This window comes from Streptomyces sp. HUAS MS02, assembly GCF_055702265.1.
Genome location: NZ_CM146747.1, coordinates 3,109,660 through 3,125,452 on the forward strand (window position 1 = coordinate 3,109,660; position 15,793 = coordinate 3,125,452).

General features: G+C 70.2%; 16 protein-coding genes. 9 read left to right on the plus strand and 7 right to left on the minus strand.

Features of this window, described 5'->3' with window-relative positions:
- On the plus strand, window positions 1–1,131 hold the full coding sequence (locus ACZ9QC_RS13090) for a PadR family transcriptional regulator (protein WP_472920308.1): 1,131 nt from the start codon (window positions 1–3) through the stop codon (window positions 1,129–1,131).
- 169 nt (window positions 1,132–1,300) lie between these two features.
- Here ACZ9QC_RS13090 and ACZ9QC_RS13095 read toward each other — a convergent pair whose 3' ends face one another.
- The 4 genes from ACZ9QC_RS13095 to ACZ9QC_RS13110 all read right to left on the minus strand — a co-directional run bounded on the left by ACZ9QC_RS13095 (window position 1,301) and on the right by ACZ9QC_RS13110 (window position 4,695).
- Window positions 1,301–1,876 carry a Clp protease N-terminal domain-containing protein gene (locus tag ACZ9QC_RS13095; protein ID WP_472920309.1) on the minus strand — a complete coding sequence of 192 codons (576 nt, stop codon included), beginning with the start codon at window positions 1,874–1,876 and terminating at the stop codon, window positions 1,301–1,303.
- Window positions 1,876–2,085 (minus strand): helix-turn-helix domain-containing protein, encoded by a 210-nt coding sequence (locus tag ACZ9QC_RS13100; RefSeq protein ID WP_013000766.1) that lies wholly within the window; start codon window positions 2,083–2,085, stop codon window positions 1,876–1,878. The genes ACZ9QC_RS13095 and ACZ9QC_RS13100 overlap by 1 nt, the downstream gene beginning before the upstream one ends.
- Window positions 2,086–2,184: 99 nt before the next feature.
- On the minus strand, window positions 2,185–3,150 hold the full coding sequence (locus ACZ9QC_RS13105; RefSeq protein ID WP_472920310.1) for a zinc-binding dehydrogenase: 966 nt from the start codon (window positions 3,148–3,150) through the stop codon (window positions 2,185–2,187).
- A gap of 303 nt (window positions 3,151–3,453) precedes the next feature.
- Window positions 3,454–4,695, minus strand: a complete 1,242-nt coding sequence (locus ACZ9QC_RS13110) for an NAD(P)-dependent malic enzyme (protein WP_472920311.1) — start codon at window positions 4,693–4,695, stop codon at window positions 3,454–3,456.
- 610 nt (window positions 4,696–5,305) lie between these two features.
- Between ACZ9QC_RS13110 and ACZ9QC_RS13115 the strand changes: the two genes are divergently transcribed.
- From ACZ9QC_RS13115 to ACZ9QC_RS13125, 3 genes are read left to right on the plus strand one after another with little or no spacing between them, the layout of a single operon-like run.
- Entirely contained in the window at window positions 5,306–6,262 is a 957-nt protein-coding gene (locus ACZ9QC_RS13115; protein WP_472920312.1) for an ABC transporter substrate-binding protein, read from the plus strand.
- Between the two features lie 46 nt (window positions 6,263–6,308).
- Window positions 6,309–7,250 (plus strand): amino acid ABC transporter permease, encoded by a 942-nt coding sequence (locus tag ACZ9QC_RS13120; RefSeq protein ID WP_472920313.1) that lies wholly within the window; start codon window positions 6,309–6,311, stop codon window positions 7,248–7,250.
- Window positions 7,247–8,008: an amino acid ABC transporter ATP-binding protein gene (locus tag ACZ9QC_RS13125; RefSeq protein ID WP_319245520.1), complete on the plus strand. Its 762-nt coding sequence runs from the start codon at window positions 7,247–7,249 to the stop codon at window positions 8,006–8,008. Before ACZ9QC_RS13120 ends, ACZ9QC_RS13125 begins: the two co-directional genes overlap by 4 nt.
- Before the next feature lie 102 nt (window positions 8,009–8,110).
- Here the strand turns inward: ACZ9QC_RS13125 and ACZ9QC_RS13130 are convergent, their stop codons facing one another.
- On the minus strand, window positions 8,111–8,869 hold the full coding sequence (locus tag ACZ9QC_RS13130) for a class I SAM-dependent methyltransferase (protein ID WP_472920314.1): 759 nt from the start codon (window positions 8,867–8,869) through the stop codon (window positions 8,111–8,113).
- Window positions 8,870–9,011: 142 nt separating this feature from the next.
- Here ACZ9QC_RS13130 and ACZ9QC_RS13135 point away from each other — a divergent pair, with 142 nt between their 5' ends.
- Window positions 9,012–9,641, plus strand: a complete 630-nt coding sequence (locus ACZ9QC_RS13135; RefSeq protein WP_472920315.1) for a CGNR zinc finger domain-containing protein — start codon at window positions 9,012–9,014, stop codon at window positions 9,639–9,641.
- Here the strand turns inward: ACZ9QC_RS13135 and sodX are convergent.
- A complete protein-coding gene (gene sodX, locus ACZ9QC_RS13140) occupies window positions 9,545–9,991 on the minus strand; it encodes a nickel-type superoxide dismutase maturation protease (protein WP_391450093.1) in 447 nt (148 codons plus the stop codon). The genes ACZ9QC_RS13135 and sodX overlap by 97 nt on opposite strands.
- A 156-nt stretch (window positions 9,992–10,147) precedes the next feature.
- On the opposite strand from sodX, the gene sodN reads away from it, so the two are divergent.
- Window positions 10,148–10,543 carry a superoxide dismutase, Ni gene (sodN, locus tag ACZ9QC_RS13145; RefSeq protein ID WP_031140564.1) on the plus strand — a complete coding sequence of 132 codons (396 nt, stop codon included), beginning with the start codon at window positions 10,148–10,150 and terminating at the stop codon, window positions 10,541–10,543.
- 135 nt (window positions 10,544–10,678) lie between these two features.
- Here the strand turns inward: sodN and ACZ9QC_RS13150 are convergent, their stop codons facing one another.
- A complete protein-coding gene (locus tag ACZ9QC_RS13150; RefSeq protein ID WP_472920316.1) occupies window positions 10,679–12,034 on the minus strand; it encodes a glycoside hydrolase family protein in 1,356 nt (451 codons plus the stop codon).
- A gap of 184 nt (window positions 12,035–12,218) precedes the next feature.
- On the opposite strand from ACZ9QC_RS13150, the gene ACZ9QC_RS13155 reads away from it, so the two are divergent.
- The 3 genes from ACZ9QC_RS13155 to ACZ9QC_RS13165 all read left to right on the plus strand — a co-directional run bounded on the left by ACZ9QC_RS13155 (window position 12,219) and on the right by ACZ9QC_RS13165 (window position 15,793).
- Window positions 12,219–13,241: a LacI family DNA-binding transcriptional regulator gene (locus ACZ9QC_RS13155; protein ID WP_472920317.1), complete on the plus strand. Its 1,023-nt coding sequence runs from the start codon at window positions 12,219–12,221 to the stop codon at window positions 13,239–13,241.
- Between the two features lie 101 nt (window positions 13,242–13,342).
- On the plus strand, window positions 13,343–14,698 hold the full coding sequence (locus ACZ9QC_RS13160) for an ABC transporter substrate-binding protein (RefSeq protein WP_472920318.1): 1,356 nt from the start codon (window positions 13,343–13,345) through the stop codon (window positions 14,696–14,698).
- Between the two features lie 108 nt (window positions 14,699–14,806).
- On the plus strand, window positions 14,807–15,793 hold the full coding sequence (locus ACZ9QC_RS13165) for a carbohydrate ABC transporter permease (RefSeq protein ID WP_472920319.1): 987 nt from the start codon (window positions 14,807–14,809) through the stop codon (window positions 15,791–15,793).

Genomic DNA, 15,793 nt, shown 5'->3' on the forward strand with positions numbered 1-15,793 from the left:
ATGCCTCCCGTCTTCGCCCACGGCCGCCTGCGGCTGTATCTGCTGAAGCTGCTGGACGAGGCGCCGCGCCACGGCTACGAGGTGATCCGACTCCTGGAGGAGCGCTTCCAGGGCCTGTACGCGCCCTCGGCCGGCACCGTCTACCCCCGCCTGGCCAAGCTGGAGGCCGAGGGCCTGGTCACCCACACCACTGAGGGCGGCCGCAAGGTGTACGCGATCACCGACGCCGGCCGCGCCGAACTGGCCGACCGCAGCGGAGAGTTGGCCGATCTGGAGCTGGAGATCCGCGAGTCGGTGGCGGAGCTGGCCGCCGAGATCAGGGCCGATGTCCGGGGCGCGGCGGGCGACCTGCGCCGTGAGATGCGGGCGGCGGCCTCCGGGGCTCGCAAGGGGGGCGGGGAGGGCGGTACGCCCGGGGAGTCTGGGGAGTCCGGGGAGTACACCGACAACGCGTCCTGGCGGGCCGCGAAGGAGGAGATGCGCCGAGCCAAGCAGGAATGGAAGGAGCAGGCCCGCCGCGCGAAGGACGAGAGCCGACGGGCCCGGGAGGAGGCCCAGCGCGCCCGCCGTCAGGCCAAGGAGGCCCAGGAGCGCGCCCGCACCCAGGCCCAGGAGGAGTTGCAGCGCATCGCCAAGCGCGTCCAGGACCATGTCCAGGACCACTTCACGCGGGGCGACTGGCCGACGGGTGTGCGCGAGGGCCTGACGGAACTGGTCAAGGAGTTCGGCGAGTTCGGGGAGGACTTCGCCAAGGAGTTCGGCAAGGACTTCGGCTTCGGACGGACGGGCGCGGAGCCCGACCCCGGCACGGCCGGCCCGGAGCGCGGTGCGGGGGCCGGGCCGACCTCACCCAAGGGCACCGGGACCAGCACCACCACCGGCGGTGAGGCGCCCGAATACTCGACCACCCCCGAGGACTTCCCGGCCGACTACGAGCCCGCCTGGGTGCACGAGACGTCCACCGGCGACCCGTCCCGCGACCTCGACCGGCTCCTGGACCGCTTCCGCGACGACATCCGCGACGCGGCCCGCGACCACGGCGTGACAGAGGACCAACTCCGCGACGCCCGCCGCCACCTGTCGACAGCGGCGGCGCACATCGGGGCAGCCCTGCGAGTACCGAAGGGATAGCGGGAGGGCAGGGGCGCAGCCCCGCCCTCCAGGGGCGCGGGGAACTGCGCGACAAGCCACGACGAGCCCACACCCCGCGACGCACATCACCCCCACCCCGAACCCGACACACCCCGAACCCGACACACCCTGAATCCGACGCGACCCCACCCCGGTCACCCCACCCAAGTCACCCCGCCTTGGCCTCCCCCGCCCCATAGAGCACCCGCTCCAACGCCTCGTACGTCACCCCGTGGTCCGCGAGAACCTCGGCCGGAACCCCGGGCCGGGTGGTCAGCGCGAGCAGCAGGTGCTCGTCGCCGATGTGGCGGTCGCGGTGGGCGTGGGCAGCGCGGAGGGACCGGGTCAGGACGTCCTTGGCCTCGCGGGCGAAGGGACGGTGTCCCGACAAGCGACGGCGCCGCCGTCCCCCGCCGCCGGACTCCAACGCTCCCACCCCGTGGGCCTCTTCGACCCGGAAGACGATCTGCGAGAGGTCGATGCCGAGACCGGAGAGCGCGTCCGTGTCCGCGCGGGAGAGGCCACCCCGGCGTCGGGCCTCGGCGAGCGCCCGCTCCACGGAGTCCCGGCGGTCACCCGCGGCCAGCCCGAGCGCGGCCAGGGCGAACGAGGCGCGGCTGGCCTTCCGGTCCAGCAGGGAGAGCAGCAGATGCTCCTCGGTCACCTCCCCCGCACGGGCGCGTTCCGCGTGATCGACCGCGCCCAGGACCACGGCCCGGGCATCCTTCGTGAACCGCTCGAACATCAATGCCTCCCGTACTTCTTGTGGACGGCCTGCCTGCTGACTCCGAGTTCCGCGGCGATCTCCTGCCACGACCAGCCCTGATGGCGCGCGCTGCGCACCTGTACCGATTCCAGCTGCTCCAGCAGCCTGCGCAGCGCGGCGACGGCCCGTAGCCCGACCCGGGGGTCCCGATCGCCCGCGCGCTCGGCGAGATCCGTTGCTTCGGTCATGATGTCAACCTACGTTGACACACCCCTCGTGTCAACCGTGGTTGACACGACGACGGCCGGCCCGGAGGACCGGGCCGGCCGTCGCGATATCGAGAATCGTCAGGGGTTGGTGAGCACGATCTTGCCGAACTGGTCGCCCGCAGCGAGGCGTTCGAAGCCCTCGCGGGCACGGTCCAGGGGCAGCACCTCGTCGATGACGGGGCGGACACCGGTCGCGGCGCAGAAGGAGAGCAGGTCCTCCAGCTCGTCCTTGGTCCCCATGGTGGAGCCGACGACCTTGAGTTCGAGGAAGAAGATACGGGTCAGCTCGGCGTGGGAGGGCCGGTCGCCGCTGGTGGCGCCCGAGATGACGAGGCTGCCGCCGGGGCGCAGGGATTTCACCGAGTGGGACCAGGTGGCGGCGCCGACGGTCTCGATGACCGCGTCCACACGGTGCGGGAGCCGAGCCCCCGACTCCAGTGCCTCCACGGCGCCGAGTTCCAGGGCCCTCTTCCGCTTGGCCTCGTCGCGGCTGGTGGCGAAGACCCGCAGGCCCGCCGCCCTGCCGAGCACGATCGCGGCGGTGGCGACACCGCCACCGGCGCCCTGCACGAGAACGGAGTCCCCGGGGCGTACACCGGCGTTGGTGAAGAGCATGCGGTACGCCGTCAGCCAGGCGGTGGGCAGACAGGCGGCCTCTTCGAAGGAGAGTTCGGCGGGCTTGGGGAGGACGTTCCAGGTGGGGACGGAGACGAGTTCGGCGAAAGTGCCCTGGTAGCGCTCGGTGAGGATCGAGCGGGGTTCGTCCGGGCCGACACCGTGGCCGGTCTGGCCGATCACGGAGTGCAGGACGACCTCGTTGCCGTCCTCGTCGACACCGGCGGCGTCACAGCCGAGGATCATGGGCAGCTTGTCCTCCGCGAGGCCGACCCCGCGCAGAGACCACAGGTCGTGGTGGTTCAGCGAGGCGGCCTTCACCTTGACGGTCGTCCAGCCGGGCCTCGATTCCGGCGCGGGCCGGTCGCCCAACTCCAGTCCGTTGAGCGGTTGGTCACGGTCGATGCGGGCGGCGTAGGCAGCGAACATGCGCCTGACCATAGGGGGATGCCGGGACCGATGGAACCACGGACCACTGTGACACGCGTCCCGTCCCCGACCTCCGCGTTCGAACTCGGGACGCCAGGTCGTGTGGCCGGTGCGAACCAAAAGATTCAGGCCCCTGCGGGCCTGAAAAGCACGGGGCGCAGCCCCTGCTCTTCAGGGGCGCGGGGAACTGCGCGAGAAGCCCCCACCGGACGGACGCCTGGGGGTCGAAGGGGCGCAGCCCCTTGAGGAGGGACGGGTAGGGGCGGCGGGGGCGAGGAAAACACCGCCGCCACCCCGAAGGGGCTAGCGCCGAGCCACGCCCTCCGCCCGCGCCGCCGCCGCGACCGCCGCGGTGACCGCCGGAGCGACCCGCTCGTCGAACGGCGACGGAATGACGTAGTCCGCCGCGAGATCGTCCCCGACCACCGACGCCAGCGCCTCGGCCGCCGCGATCTTCATCCCCTCGGTGATCCGGGAGGCCCGCACCTGAAGGGCCCCCGCGAAGATCCCCGGGAAGGCGAGGACGTTGTTGATCTGGTTCGGGTAGTCGGAGCGCCCGGTCGCGACGACCGCCGCGTACTTGTGGGCGACGTCCGGGTGCACCTCGGGGTTGGGGTTGGCCATGGCGAAGACGAACGCGTTCTCGGCCATCGAGGCCACCGCCTCCTCCGGGACCGTACCGCCGGAGACGCCGATGAAGACGTCCGCGCCCGCGAGGGCGTCCTCCAGGGAGCCCGACAGACCGGCCCGGTTGGTGAGCTCGGCGAGCTCCCGCTTGACCGGCGTGAGGTCCTCGCGGTCCACGGAGACGATGCCCTTGCGGTCGGTGACCGCGACGTCGCCGAGACCGGCCTCCAGCAGCATCTTGGCGATGGCCACGCCCGCCGCGCCCGCGCCCGAGATCACGGCGCGCAGGTCGCCGAGCCCCCGGCCGGTCAGCCGGGCGGCGTTGCGCAGGGCCGCCAGCGTCACGACGGCCGTACCGTGCTGGTCGTCGTGGAAGACCGGGATGTCCAGCCGCTCCTGGAGCCGCTTCTCGATCTCGAAGCAGCGGGGCGCGGAGATGTCCTCCAGGTTCACGCCGCCGAAGGAGGGAGCGAGGCGGACCACGGTCTCGATGATCTCGTCGACGTCCGTGCAGGCGAGCGCGATCGGCACCGCGTCGACGCCGCCGAACTGCTTGAACAGGATCGCCTTGCCCTCCATCACGGGGAGGGACGCCTCGGGGCCGATGTCGCCGAGGCCGAGGACCGCCGTACCGTCCGTCACGACGGCGACGACCGACGACTTCCAGGTGTAGTCGTTGACCAGGTCGGGCTGCTCGGCGATGGCGGTGCACACCCGCGCCACGCCGGGCGTGTAGGCGAGGGACAGGTCGTCCTTGTCCCGGATCGGCACGGTGGCCTGCACGGCCATCTTGCCGCCACGGTGCAGGGCGAACGCCGGGTCGAAGGAGTCGAGGGAATTGAGGGGCTCCCCGCCGCCTTCCTGGCCCGTACTCCCGTCGCCGTTGTCGGTGCGAGGATTGACAATCTCCGCTGCCACTGTGTGTACCCCTTAGGTCTACATGGTTTGAGGGTGACCGCTCCCGGTTCGGAGGCGGGCGGGCACCGCGTAAGGCCCAGGTCGACCGATACGTACGGCGACGCCTGCGGGCTCAGACGCGACGGGCGCGCCGCACACGCGCCCTGGGCCCCGGATGAGGGGTGTAAGGAACCTTCTTACCGGACGGACGGCGCCGAGGACGAGTCCATACGACTTCATACCGTGAAGGTCACAACTCGAAGGTCAATTGAAGACGATCACGGTCGGCTCGACTCATCGACGGATGACATGACAAGTCGGGTCACATCATGACAAGTCCTGTACGGCCGCGTGTGCGGAGTTCACAGTCGACCGCATCCTGAGATGCACCGAAGATCTTCCGGTCGGAAGAGGGGAATCCCGCACATGATCCGGTGTGATCACGCGGTCCACGGCGGTTCGTAGGTCATCCGGGGGTCACCCGTTATCCGATTTTGACATGGCTGGTCATCTGATTGCACATGCCCGAATGGCAAGATGCCGTAATCACACGAGGTCGCCACACTCGAAGACGCGTGTTAATCGTCGACCTGTAGGCAACTCCACACCACCCCCGCCGGAGGAACCCACCATGACCGCAAGCACCACCCGTCGTACGACCGGCCTGCGTTCCCGTACAGCCGCGGTCGGAGCGATCGCGGTCGCGGGCGCCCTGCTGCTCACCGCCTGCGGTGACCAGACCAAGAAGGACAACGGCTCCGCCTCCACCAGCGCGGCGCCCCTGGCGGACAAGCTGCCCGCGGCCGTCCGGGACAAGGGCGTGATCAACGTCGGTTCGGACATCGCCTACGCCCCGGTCGAGTACAAGGACGAGTCGGGCAAGGTCGTCGGCATCGACCTGGACATCGCCGCGGCGATGGGCAAGCAGCTCGGTGTGGACTTCAAGTTCCAGAACGCCACCTTCGACACCCTCATCGGTGGTCTGGCCGCCAAGCGGTACGACATCGCGATGTCGGCCATGACCGACACCAAGGACCGCCAGGAGGGCATCGACGCCGACACCGGCAAGAAGGTCGGCGCCGGCGTCGACTTCGTCGACTACTTCACCGCGGGTGTCTCGCTGTACACCAACAAGGGCGACGACCAGGGCATCAAGACCTGGGACGACCTCTGTGGCAAGACGATCGCCGTGCAGCGCAACACGTTCTCGCACGACCTCGCCAAGGACCAGGCGACCAAGTGCAAGGACGACAAGAAGAAGGCCCTCAAGATCGAGGACTTCGCCACCAACCCCGAGGCCGAGACCCGGATGCGCTCCAAGGGCGCGGACGTCGTCTCCGCCGACTACCCCGTGGCCGCGTACTCGGTGAAGACCTCGGGCGGCGGCGACTACTTCGAGATCGTCGGCGACCAGGTCGAGGCCGGCCCCTACGGCATCGCCGTGGCGAAGGACAACACCGAGCTGCGTGACGCGCTCCAGGCGGCCGTCCAGGCGATCATCGACAGCGGCGAGTACGAGAAGATCATCAAGAAGTGGGGCGTCGAGGACGGCGCCGTCACCGAGGCCAAGATCAACGGTGGCTCCTGATCACAGCGGCTCCTGATCCTCGGCTCGGTTCTGAAAGGCTCCACCCTTGACTGTTGACGTCAGCAAGACGGACGGTCCCTCGGACACTCCCCCCGCCGGCCCGGAGGCCCTCAAGGCCGTTCCGGTCCGGCACCCGGGGCGCTATGTGTCCGCGGCCATCGCACTCGCCCTCCTCGGTTCGATCGTCTACGCCTTCGCCCAGGCGCAGAAGATCAACTGGGGTGCGGTCCCCGACTACTTCTTCGACGACCGCATCATCGAAGGCGTCCTGAACACCCTGCTGCTCACCGTGCTGTCCATGGTGATCGGCGTCGTCGGCGGCATCCTGCTCGCCGTGATGCGGCTGTCCAAGAACCCGGTGACCTCGTCGGTGGCGTGGTTCTACATCTGGTTCTTCCGCGGCACGCCGGTCCTGGTCCAGCTCTTCGTCTGGTTCAACCTGGGTCTGGTCTTCGAGTACATCAACCTCGGACCGATCTACAAGGACTACTGGTCGTCCTTCATGACGCCGCTGCTGACGGCGCTGCTCGGCCTCGGTCTCAACGAGGCCGCGTACATGGCGGAGATCTGCCGCGCCGGTCTGCTGTCGGTGGACGAGGGCCAGACCGAGGCGTCGCACGCGCTCGGCATGAGCCAGTCCAAGACCCTGAGGCGGATCGTGATCCCGCAGGCGATGCGCGTGATCGTGCCGCCCACGGGCAACGAGGTCATCAACATGCTGAAGACCACGTCGCTCGTCTCGACGGTGCAGTACGTGGATCTGCTCAAGGCGGCCCAGGACATCGGCCAGGGCTCGGGTTCCACGGTGGAGATGCTGTTCCTGGCCGCCGCCTGGTACCTGATCCTGACCAGCATCTTCAGCGTCGGGCAGTACTACCTGGAGCGGCATTACGCGAAGGGGTCCTCCCGGTCCCTGCCGCCGACACCGATCCAGCGTCTCAAGACGGCCGTACTGCCGGTGCGCCGTCCGAAGGGAGTCTCGGCATGACCGCCATGGTGAAGGCCGAGGGCATCCACAAGTCGTTCGGCCCCGTCGAGGTCCTCAAGGGCATCGATCTGGAGGTGCAGACGGGCGAGGTGTTCTGCCTCATCGGCCCCTCCGGCTCCGGCAAGAGCACGTTCCTCAGGTGCATCAACCACCTCGAGAAGATCAACGCCGGGCGGCTGTACGTCGACGGCGAGCTGGTCGGCTACCGCCAGAAGGGCGACAAGCTGTACGAGCTCAAGGACAGCGAGGTCGCGCTCAAGCGGCGTGACATCGGCATGGTGTTCCAGCGCTTCAACCTGTTCCCGCACATGACGGCCGCGGAGAACGTCATGGAGGCGCCGATCCAGGTCAAGGGCGTCGGCCGGGGTCAGGCCCGCGAGCGCGCCCATGAGCTGCTGGAGCGCGTCGGCCTCGGCGACAAGGCGGGCAACTACCCGTCGCAGCTCTCCGGCGGCCAGCAGCAGCGGGTGGCCATCGCCCGGGCCCTGGCCATGGAGCCGAAGCTGATGCTCTTCGACGAGCCGACATCGGCGCTCGACCCGGAGCTGGTGGGCGACGTCCTCGACGTCATGCGCGACCTGGCCGAGTCCGGGATGACCATGGTCGTCGTCACCCACGAGATGGGCTTCGCCCGCGAGGTCGGCGACAGCCTGGTCTTCATGGACGGCGGTGTGGTGGTCGAGTCCGGCAACCCCCGTGACGTGCTGACGAACCCGCAGGAAGAGCGGACGCAGTCGTTCCTGTCCAAGGTGCTGTAGGGCCTGGGCGCGACGGCGCGACGGGAGGAGGGGCGGTACGGGATTCCGTACCGCCCCTCACTCGTGCCACCCCTCACTCGTACCGCGGCGCGGGCGGGCCGCCTACTTCACCGCCAGCACCATCGAGTCGGCGGGCGAGCACCACACCGCGCGGGCCTCGGCGAAGCCCCGCTCGCGCAGGACCCGGGCGTGCCAGTCGACGCTCTGGAAATCGCCGTCGGCGTGCTCGCCGTAGATCTCGAAGCGGCGGGCCGTCGGCGCGGCGAGCACGGGGTCCTGGGCGGCGAGCTGCCACCATGCGGCCCAGTCGACGACGCCGGCGGCTGTGGCTTGTTCCATACCCGCGTGCCGGTGCGCGCGCTCCGCCGCGTTGATCCGGGGCGTCGACTCGTCGATCATGTGGTCCGCGTTCATGAAGACACCGCCGTCGCGGAGGAGTTCCGCGACCTGACCGTAGAGGGCGGCGAGGGGTTCGCTGTGCAGCCAGTGCAGGGCTGTGGCCGTCAGGACGGCGTCGTACGCGTCGTACGGCAGCCGGGCCGTCCAGTCGGGGTCGGTGAGGTCGGCGGTGACGAAGGTGACCCGCCGGTCGCCCTCGAACGTGCCCTCGGCGATGGCGAGGAGGGCCGGGTCGAGGTCCACGCCGGTGCTGACGGCCTTCGGGAACCGCGCGAGCAGCCTGGACGTGATGGAACCCGTACCGCAGGCGAGGTCGAGGACGCGGGGCGCGGGGCCGGCGAAGGCCTCCACCATGTCGAGCATCACCCGGAACCGCTCCTCACGGTCCGGCAGATACAGCTCCTGCTGCCGGTCCCAGCTCTCCTGCCAGGCCTGCCAGTCGGTTCCTGCCGTGGTGGTCATGAGGTCCCCTTCCTCCGTGCACCGCTTGTGCTGCTTGTACCGCTTCTTCCAGCTGTCAGGCCGAACGCGTAATACCCTGTAAGTGCGAGCAGCCATTACTTGACCCGCAACCGACATTAGAGCGCCCCCGTAAGGACTACAAGTGGAACTGGCCCATTACTCGGACTACGCCGTACGCCTCGTCAACACCGAGGAACCGGCCCGGGGCAAGGACACGCTCACCTCGGTCGAGGCCGTCCGCGACCTCTTCGGGCCCAGCCGCCAGGCGGCCCGGCGGGCGACGGACGCCGATGTCACCCGGTTCCGGTCGGTGCGGGCCCGGCTGCGCTCGGTCTTCGAGGCCGCGAACGACGGCGACGAGACCCTCGCCGTGGACCTGCTGAACTCGCTGCTGCTCGAATTCCCGGTGAACCCGCAGATCTCGGGGCACGACTTCCGGGACGACGACGGCCGCCCGCTGTGGCACATGCACCTGGCGGACCACCCGTCCAACGCGACGGCGGGCTATGCCGCCATCGCCGCGATGGGCCTGGCCTTCCACCTCACCGAGTACGGCGTGGACCGGCTCGGTCTGTGCGAGGCGGCACCGTGCCGCAACGCCTACCTCGACACCTCGACCAACCGCTCCCGGCGCTACTGCTCGGACCGCTGCGCGACCCGCGCCAACGTGGCCGCCTACCGGGCCCGCAAACGCCTGGAGGCGGACCGGTCGCCGAACACGGGCCGGGCCGCCGAGAACGCCCAGCGGGCGAGCGTGAGCGGCGAACGCTGACCCTCGGGCCTGGGCCGGTAGCGGAACCGGACCTTCCCCAGGACCAGTTCGTCGGGGACGACCCCGTAGTCGGTGCTGTCCCCACCCGCGTAGGCGTTGTCCCCGAGCACCCACCAACCGCCGTCGCGCCGCTCGGCGATCCGTTTCACGACGAGCAGATCCTGCTGGAAGGGATGGCGCAGCACGAGGACGTCACCGACCCGCAGGCGGGCCCCGTAGTGGACGAGCAGCTGGTCCCCGTGGCGCAGCGTCGGAACCATGGAGGGCCCCGTGACCTCGGCCACCCCGAAGGGCAGGAGGGCCCTGCCCCGCTCACTTCCCGGCCCGCTCTCCTGCGACGGCTCCGGCATCACCCGGCACCTCCCCGGTCCGTTCCTCTCCAGTGCTCCACCAGTCCCAGTCTGACCCCGGACTTTTGTCCTAAGCCCATGGGGGCACTCGCGAAAACCTCTCTCGCAGGGAGTAATGTCCCACCTGAGAAGACGATCACGAGGAAGGAATGCTCCATGCTTTCCCGCCTGTTTGCCCCCAAGGTCAAGGTCAGCGCCCACTGCGACCTGCCCTGCGGTGTGTACGACCCGGCCCAGGCCCGCATCGAGGCAGAGTCGGTGAAGGCCGTGCAGGAGAAGATGGCCGCCAACGACGACCCGCACTTCCAGGCGCGTGCCACGGTCATCAAGGAGCAGCGCGCCGAGCTCGCGAAGCACCACGTTTCCGTGCTCTGGAGCGACTACTTCAAGCCCCCGCACTTCGAGAAGTACCCGGAGCTGCACCAGCTGGTCAACGACACCCTCAAGGCTCTCTCGGCCGCCAAGGGCTCGACGGACCCGGCGACGGGCCAGAAGGCTCTGGACTACATCGCCCAGATCGACAAGATCTTCTGGGAGACCAAGAAGGCCTGACCCGGCCTCTCTCGTCCGCACCCGGTCCGCATACCGCCGTCCCGAACGACGGTGTGACGGGCCGGGTGCGGTCGTGTTCGGGGGCCCGTATGGCCCTGACGGTCCAAGCCCTGACGGCCGTTCGTCCGGCCGGAGTCAGGGGGTCGGGTCGGGACCCGGCCAGATCGCCGACGCGTCGTCGCGGTCGGGGTCGGGGAGGCGGAGGGGGCGGACGGGGACTGCGGTGGCGTGGCCGTCGGTCGTCGCCGTCCAGGGGGCGGGGCGACCGGAGTAGCAGAGGGCGGTCAGGACGAAGACACCGTCGGCGTAGACCTCGACGTACTCACCGACCGTCAGGACGCGCAGTGACGTGGGGGGTTCACGCAGGACCGTCTCGGCGAACGGGGCGCCGGCGGGGCCCGTGACGCGGAGGTTCTTGCCGTCGCAGGTGACGGTGAGGGCCGGGCGGGCGGGGTCGGCCGGGTCGGTGCGCAGGGCGATCTCGACGGGGCGGCCGGAGAGGTCGATGTCGCCGACTGCGTGGAGTGCTGGGTCGGTCGTCGGGTCACCGAGCCAGGCGTCCAGGCCCGGCCACCAGGCCAGGTGCGGGGCCCCATCCGCCCCCACGACCAGGGACTTGGGCTGGGCGAGCATGCCCCGACAGGTGTCGCCGGCGTCGGTGAGGCCGACCCGGCGAGGGGTCGTGTGCAGCACGACGCGAGAGCCGTCGGGGGCGGCGATGACGCGGGGGGCGTACGCCCCCGTGGGGCCGAGTGGGCCGCGACGGGTCCAGGGGCCGCGCAGGCGGGGGGCGGTCCACGCGTCGAAGCCGCGCGTCGCGCCGATCGAGCCCAGGAGGAGCCAGGTCCCGTCGTCGAGGCGTTCCAGGACCGGGCACTCCAACTCGTCCACGTCGCCCGGGGAGATCAACGGCGGGTGGACCGTCCAGTGTTCGAGGTCCGGGGAGGTGGCCCAGGCCACGCAGCCGCTCACCTCGACCGGGAGCGAGGCGTCGGCCGCGCAGATCGCCATGACCCAGCCGTCGCCCTCGTCGTCGCGTACGACGAAGGGGTCGCGCCAGCCCATCCGGTCGGCGGTGCGGTACCAGCGGGGGTCGGCCTCGACGACCGGTCCCGTGCCGTGGCGCCGCCAGCCCGTGCCGTCCGTGCGGTCGGAGAGGGCGAGGCCGACGGACTGCAGGGGCCAGCCCTCGGGAGTCAGCCCGCTCACCCCCGTGTAGAACATCGCGCTCCCGGTGCCGTGGCGGACGGGGTGCATCGTCCACACCGCCTGCTGGTCGAAGCGGCCGGGCAGTCCGTTGCCGAAGGCGGTGCCTTCGGGCCGCCAGCCGACCAGATCGACCGAGGTGGCCCGGCCGTAGGACGTCTCCATCCGCAGATGGTCGAACTCCGCGGTCCAGGGCCCCTGGAGATGCAGCACCGTGTAGGTGCCGTCGTCGTCGCGGAGCAGGGCGAAGTCGTTCACGCAGAGGCCCGGCGGGGCGTATCGCATGCGCAGCAGTCCTGTCGGCTCGCAGCGCCCAAACGCGTGCGCTGACCATGGTTCAGAGAGATGTCGATTGAGAATCAGCGCAAGTAAAACTGAACGCAAACGCTTGCGCAACAAGGAGGCCGGGTTTACGGTCACGTCACCCCCCAGACACACACCGACGTGAACCCGACGGGAGAAATCCGCCGTGCCGGTCAGCATCACCGATGTCGCCCGCGCCGCCGGCGTCTCGGCGTCCACCGTGTCCCGCGCGCTGCGGGGCAGACCGGGCGTCTCGGACGAGGTGCGCACCCAGATCGCGGCCGTCGCCGCACAGCTCGGCTACACCGCGTCCCGTTCGGCGTCCAGCCTCGCCAGCGGGCTCACGTACACGATCGGGGTGGTCGCCCCGTACATCGGCCGCTGGTTCTTCGGCACCGTGCTGGACGCCGCCGAGCAGGTGTTCAGCGCCGCCGGGTACGACGTACTGCTCTACAACCTGGGTTCGGCCGAGGCGCGCAAGCGGTTCTTCACCAAACTGCCGGTGCGCAAACGGGTCGACGCGGTGCTGTCCCTGCTCATACCGGACGAGGACGAGTCCGCCGCGCTGCGCTCCCTCGGGGTGCCGCTGGCCTCCACCGTCGGGGGCGCCCGGCCCGGCTTCACCGTGGTCGGCATCGACGACCGGGCGGGCGCGGAGAGCGCCGTACGGCATCTGGTGAACCTCGGCCACCGCCGGATCGGCATGATCTCCGGCGCCAGCGGGCCGCTGCACTGGACCACCCCCGTCGACCGTCGCGCCGCCTATCTGCACGTCCTCGCCGAGGCCGGGATCGAGCACGACCCGGCGCTGGTGGCGGACGGCGACTACACGGTGGACGGCGGCGAGCGGGCGATGACCGAGCTGCTGGCCGCGTCCCGGCCGCCGACCGCCGTGTTCGCCCAGTCGGACGAGATGGCGATGGGCGCGTTGCGCGCGCTCAGACGGCATCGGCTGCGGGTGCCGGACGACGTGTCCGTGGTCGGCTTCGACGATCACGAACTCGCCGACGTGGTCGGGCTGACCACCGTCGCCCAGCCGGTCGCCGGGCAGGGCGCGGAGGCCGCCCGGCTGCTGCTGCGGCAACTGGACGAGCCTGAGGCCGAACAGCCGCCCGGCCGGGTGGAGATGCCCATCCGGCTCGTGCTGCGCGAGACCACCGCGCCCCCGCGCCCGCGCGGACCCCAGTGACTTCCCGTACGCCCCCCATTCCGTCGAGCTCGGCACCCCGCCGGCCGAAAGACCCCCGCACTTCGCACCTCGCACCCTCATCCCGCACGGAGGCACACACCATGAACCCGACCACCCGCTCGACCGGCAGAAGGTTTCGCCGCACCGCCCGTACGGGACTGGCCCTGGCTCTCCCCCTGGCGGCACTGGCCGCCTGCGGCGGTGGCGGTGGGAACGACACGTCCGCCGAGGCCGGCAGCGGCGAGGGGACCATCAGTGTCTGGGCCCACCAGGGCCAGAAGAGCGAGTCGGAGGCCCTGCAGAACGCGGTGAAGTCGTTCAACTCCTCGCAGAGCAAGGTCAAGGTCGAGCTGAAGCTGATACCGGAGACCGACTACACCAAGACGATCACCGCGACGGACGCCGGTGAACTGCCGGACGTCCTGGAGTTCGACGGCCCGACGATGGCGAACTTCGTCTACAACAAGAAGCTCGCCCCGCTCGACGAGCACGTCTCCGCCAAGACCCTCGACAACGCCACGGACGCCTCCAAGGCGCAGGGCGAGATCGACGGCAAGCACTACGGCCTGGGCATGTTCGACTCCGGACTCGGCATGTACGGCAGCAAGAAGCTGCTGGACGCGGCCGGGGTCACGTACCCGAAGGGCCTGGACGACGCCTGGACCGCGAAGGAGTTCGACGCCGCGCTCAAGGCGCTCAAGGCGAAGGATTCCGACGGCAAGGTCCTCGACCTCCAGGAGGGCAACGGCTACGCCACCGAGTGGGGCACCTACGGATTCGCCCCGGTCGTCTGGTCGGCCGGCGGCTCCCTGCTCAAGGACGGCAAGGCGGCGGGCGCCCTCGACACCCCCGCGGTCGTGTCGGCCATGAAGACCTTCCAGTCCTGGAAGGCCACCACGGACGCCAACACCGACGGCAACGCCTTCGCCAAGGGCCGGGTCGCCCTGAGCTGGGTCGGGCACTGGATGTACCCCGCCTACAGCGAGGCGCTCGGTGACGACCTGGTCGTGCTGCCGCTGCCCGACTTCGGCGACGGCCCGAAGACCGGCCAGGGCTCGTGGGCCTGGGGGGTCGGCGCGAACAGCAAGAACGCCAAGGCCGCGGGCACCTTCCTGGACTTCCTGCTCGACGACACCAACGTCGGCGCGATGACGAAGGCCAATGGCGCGCCGCCGGCCACGAAGTCCGCGCTCGCCGCGAGCCCGCTCTACCGCCAGGGCGGCCCGCTCCAGCTCTTCGCCGACCAGCTCGCCAAGCCCTGCGGCGACAGCGACATCAGCGCGGCGTGTGTCGCCGTCACCCGCCCGGTGACCGCCGGATACCCGGTGGTGACCGCGAAGTTCAGCGAGGCCGTGAACTCGATCTACGGCGGCGCCGACCCGAAGGACGCCCTGTCGAAGGCCGCCCGCGCCATCGACCGGGACTTCTCGGACAACGCCGGTTACGAGATCCCGTAGCAACGCGCCCTGCAGGCCGCACCGGACCCATCGGTCCAGCCGAACCCATCGGCCGGGGCGGACGCGCACCCCGTGTCCGTCCGCCCCTTTCGGGAAGAGGACCCCTCCGTGAAAACCGTGGAACCCGCGCCCGCGGCGGCCCCAGGCCGGCAGCAGGCCCCATCCCCCGGCGCGACGACCCGGCGGCCGTCACGCCGCGACCGCGCATGGCTGCACGGGCTGCTGATGTCCGCCCCCGCCGTCGCCGGACTCATCGCCTTCGTCGGCATCCCCTTCTGCTACGCCGTCGTGCTCTCCTTCTACAACGTGCGCCTCGGCTCCCCGCTGGAACCCACCTTCTTCGGTGTCGAGCAGTACCGCCGGCTGTTCACCGACCCCGACCTCTCCGGCCCGTTCCTGCGGGCCCTGCTCAACAACCTGACCTTCGCCGTGGTCGTCGTCCCCCTCCAGACCGGCCTCGCGCTGGGCCTGGCGATCCTGCTGAACCGCAAGCTGAAGGCGATCGGCGTCTTCCGGTCGGTGTTCTTCATGCCGGTCGTCTTCCCGATGGCGCTGGTCGCGGTGATCTGGCGGCTGATCCTGGCCCGCAGCGACCAGGGCATGCTCAACTCGGCGTTGGACGCGGTGAGTTTCGGCAACTGGGGCGCGTTCGACTGGCTCGGCGACGGCCTGACCGCGATGGCCTCGATCATCGTGCTCTCCGTCTGGCAGGGCGTCGGCTTCCAGATGGTCATCCTGCTCGCCGGGCTCCAGCAGATTCCGGGCGAGCTCTACGAGGCCGCCCAGCTCGACCGGGCCTCGCGCTGGCAGCAGTTCCGGCACGTCACCCTGCCGGGCATCCGCTCCACCCTGGTCTTCGTCGTGATGCTCACCTCGGTGCTGTCCTTCCGCGTCTTCGACCAGGTGTACGTCCTGGTCAAGGGCGGCGGGCTCGACGAGGACGCGGCCCGCACGGTGATGTACCAGGCCGTCACGACCGCCTTCGACCAGAACAACATCGGCCAGGCGTCCGCGATCACCGTCGTGTTCTTCCTGATCGTCGTCGCCCTGACCCTGATCCAGCGCCGCGTCGTCCGGCCCGACAACGAGGACTGA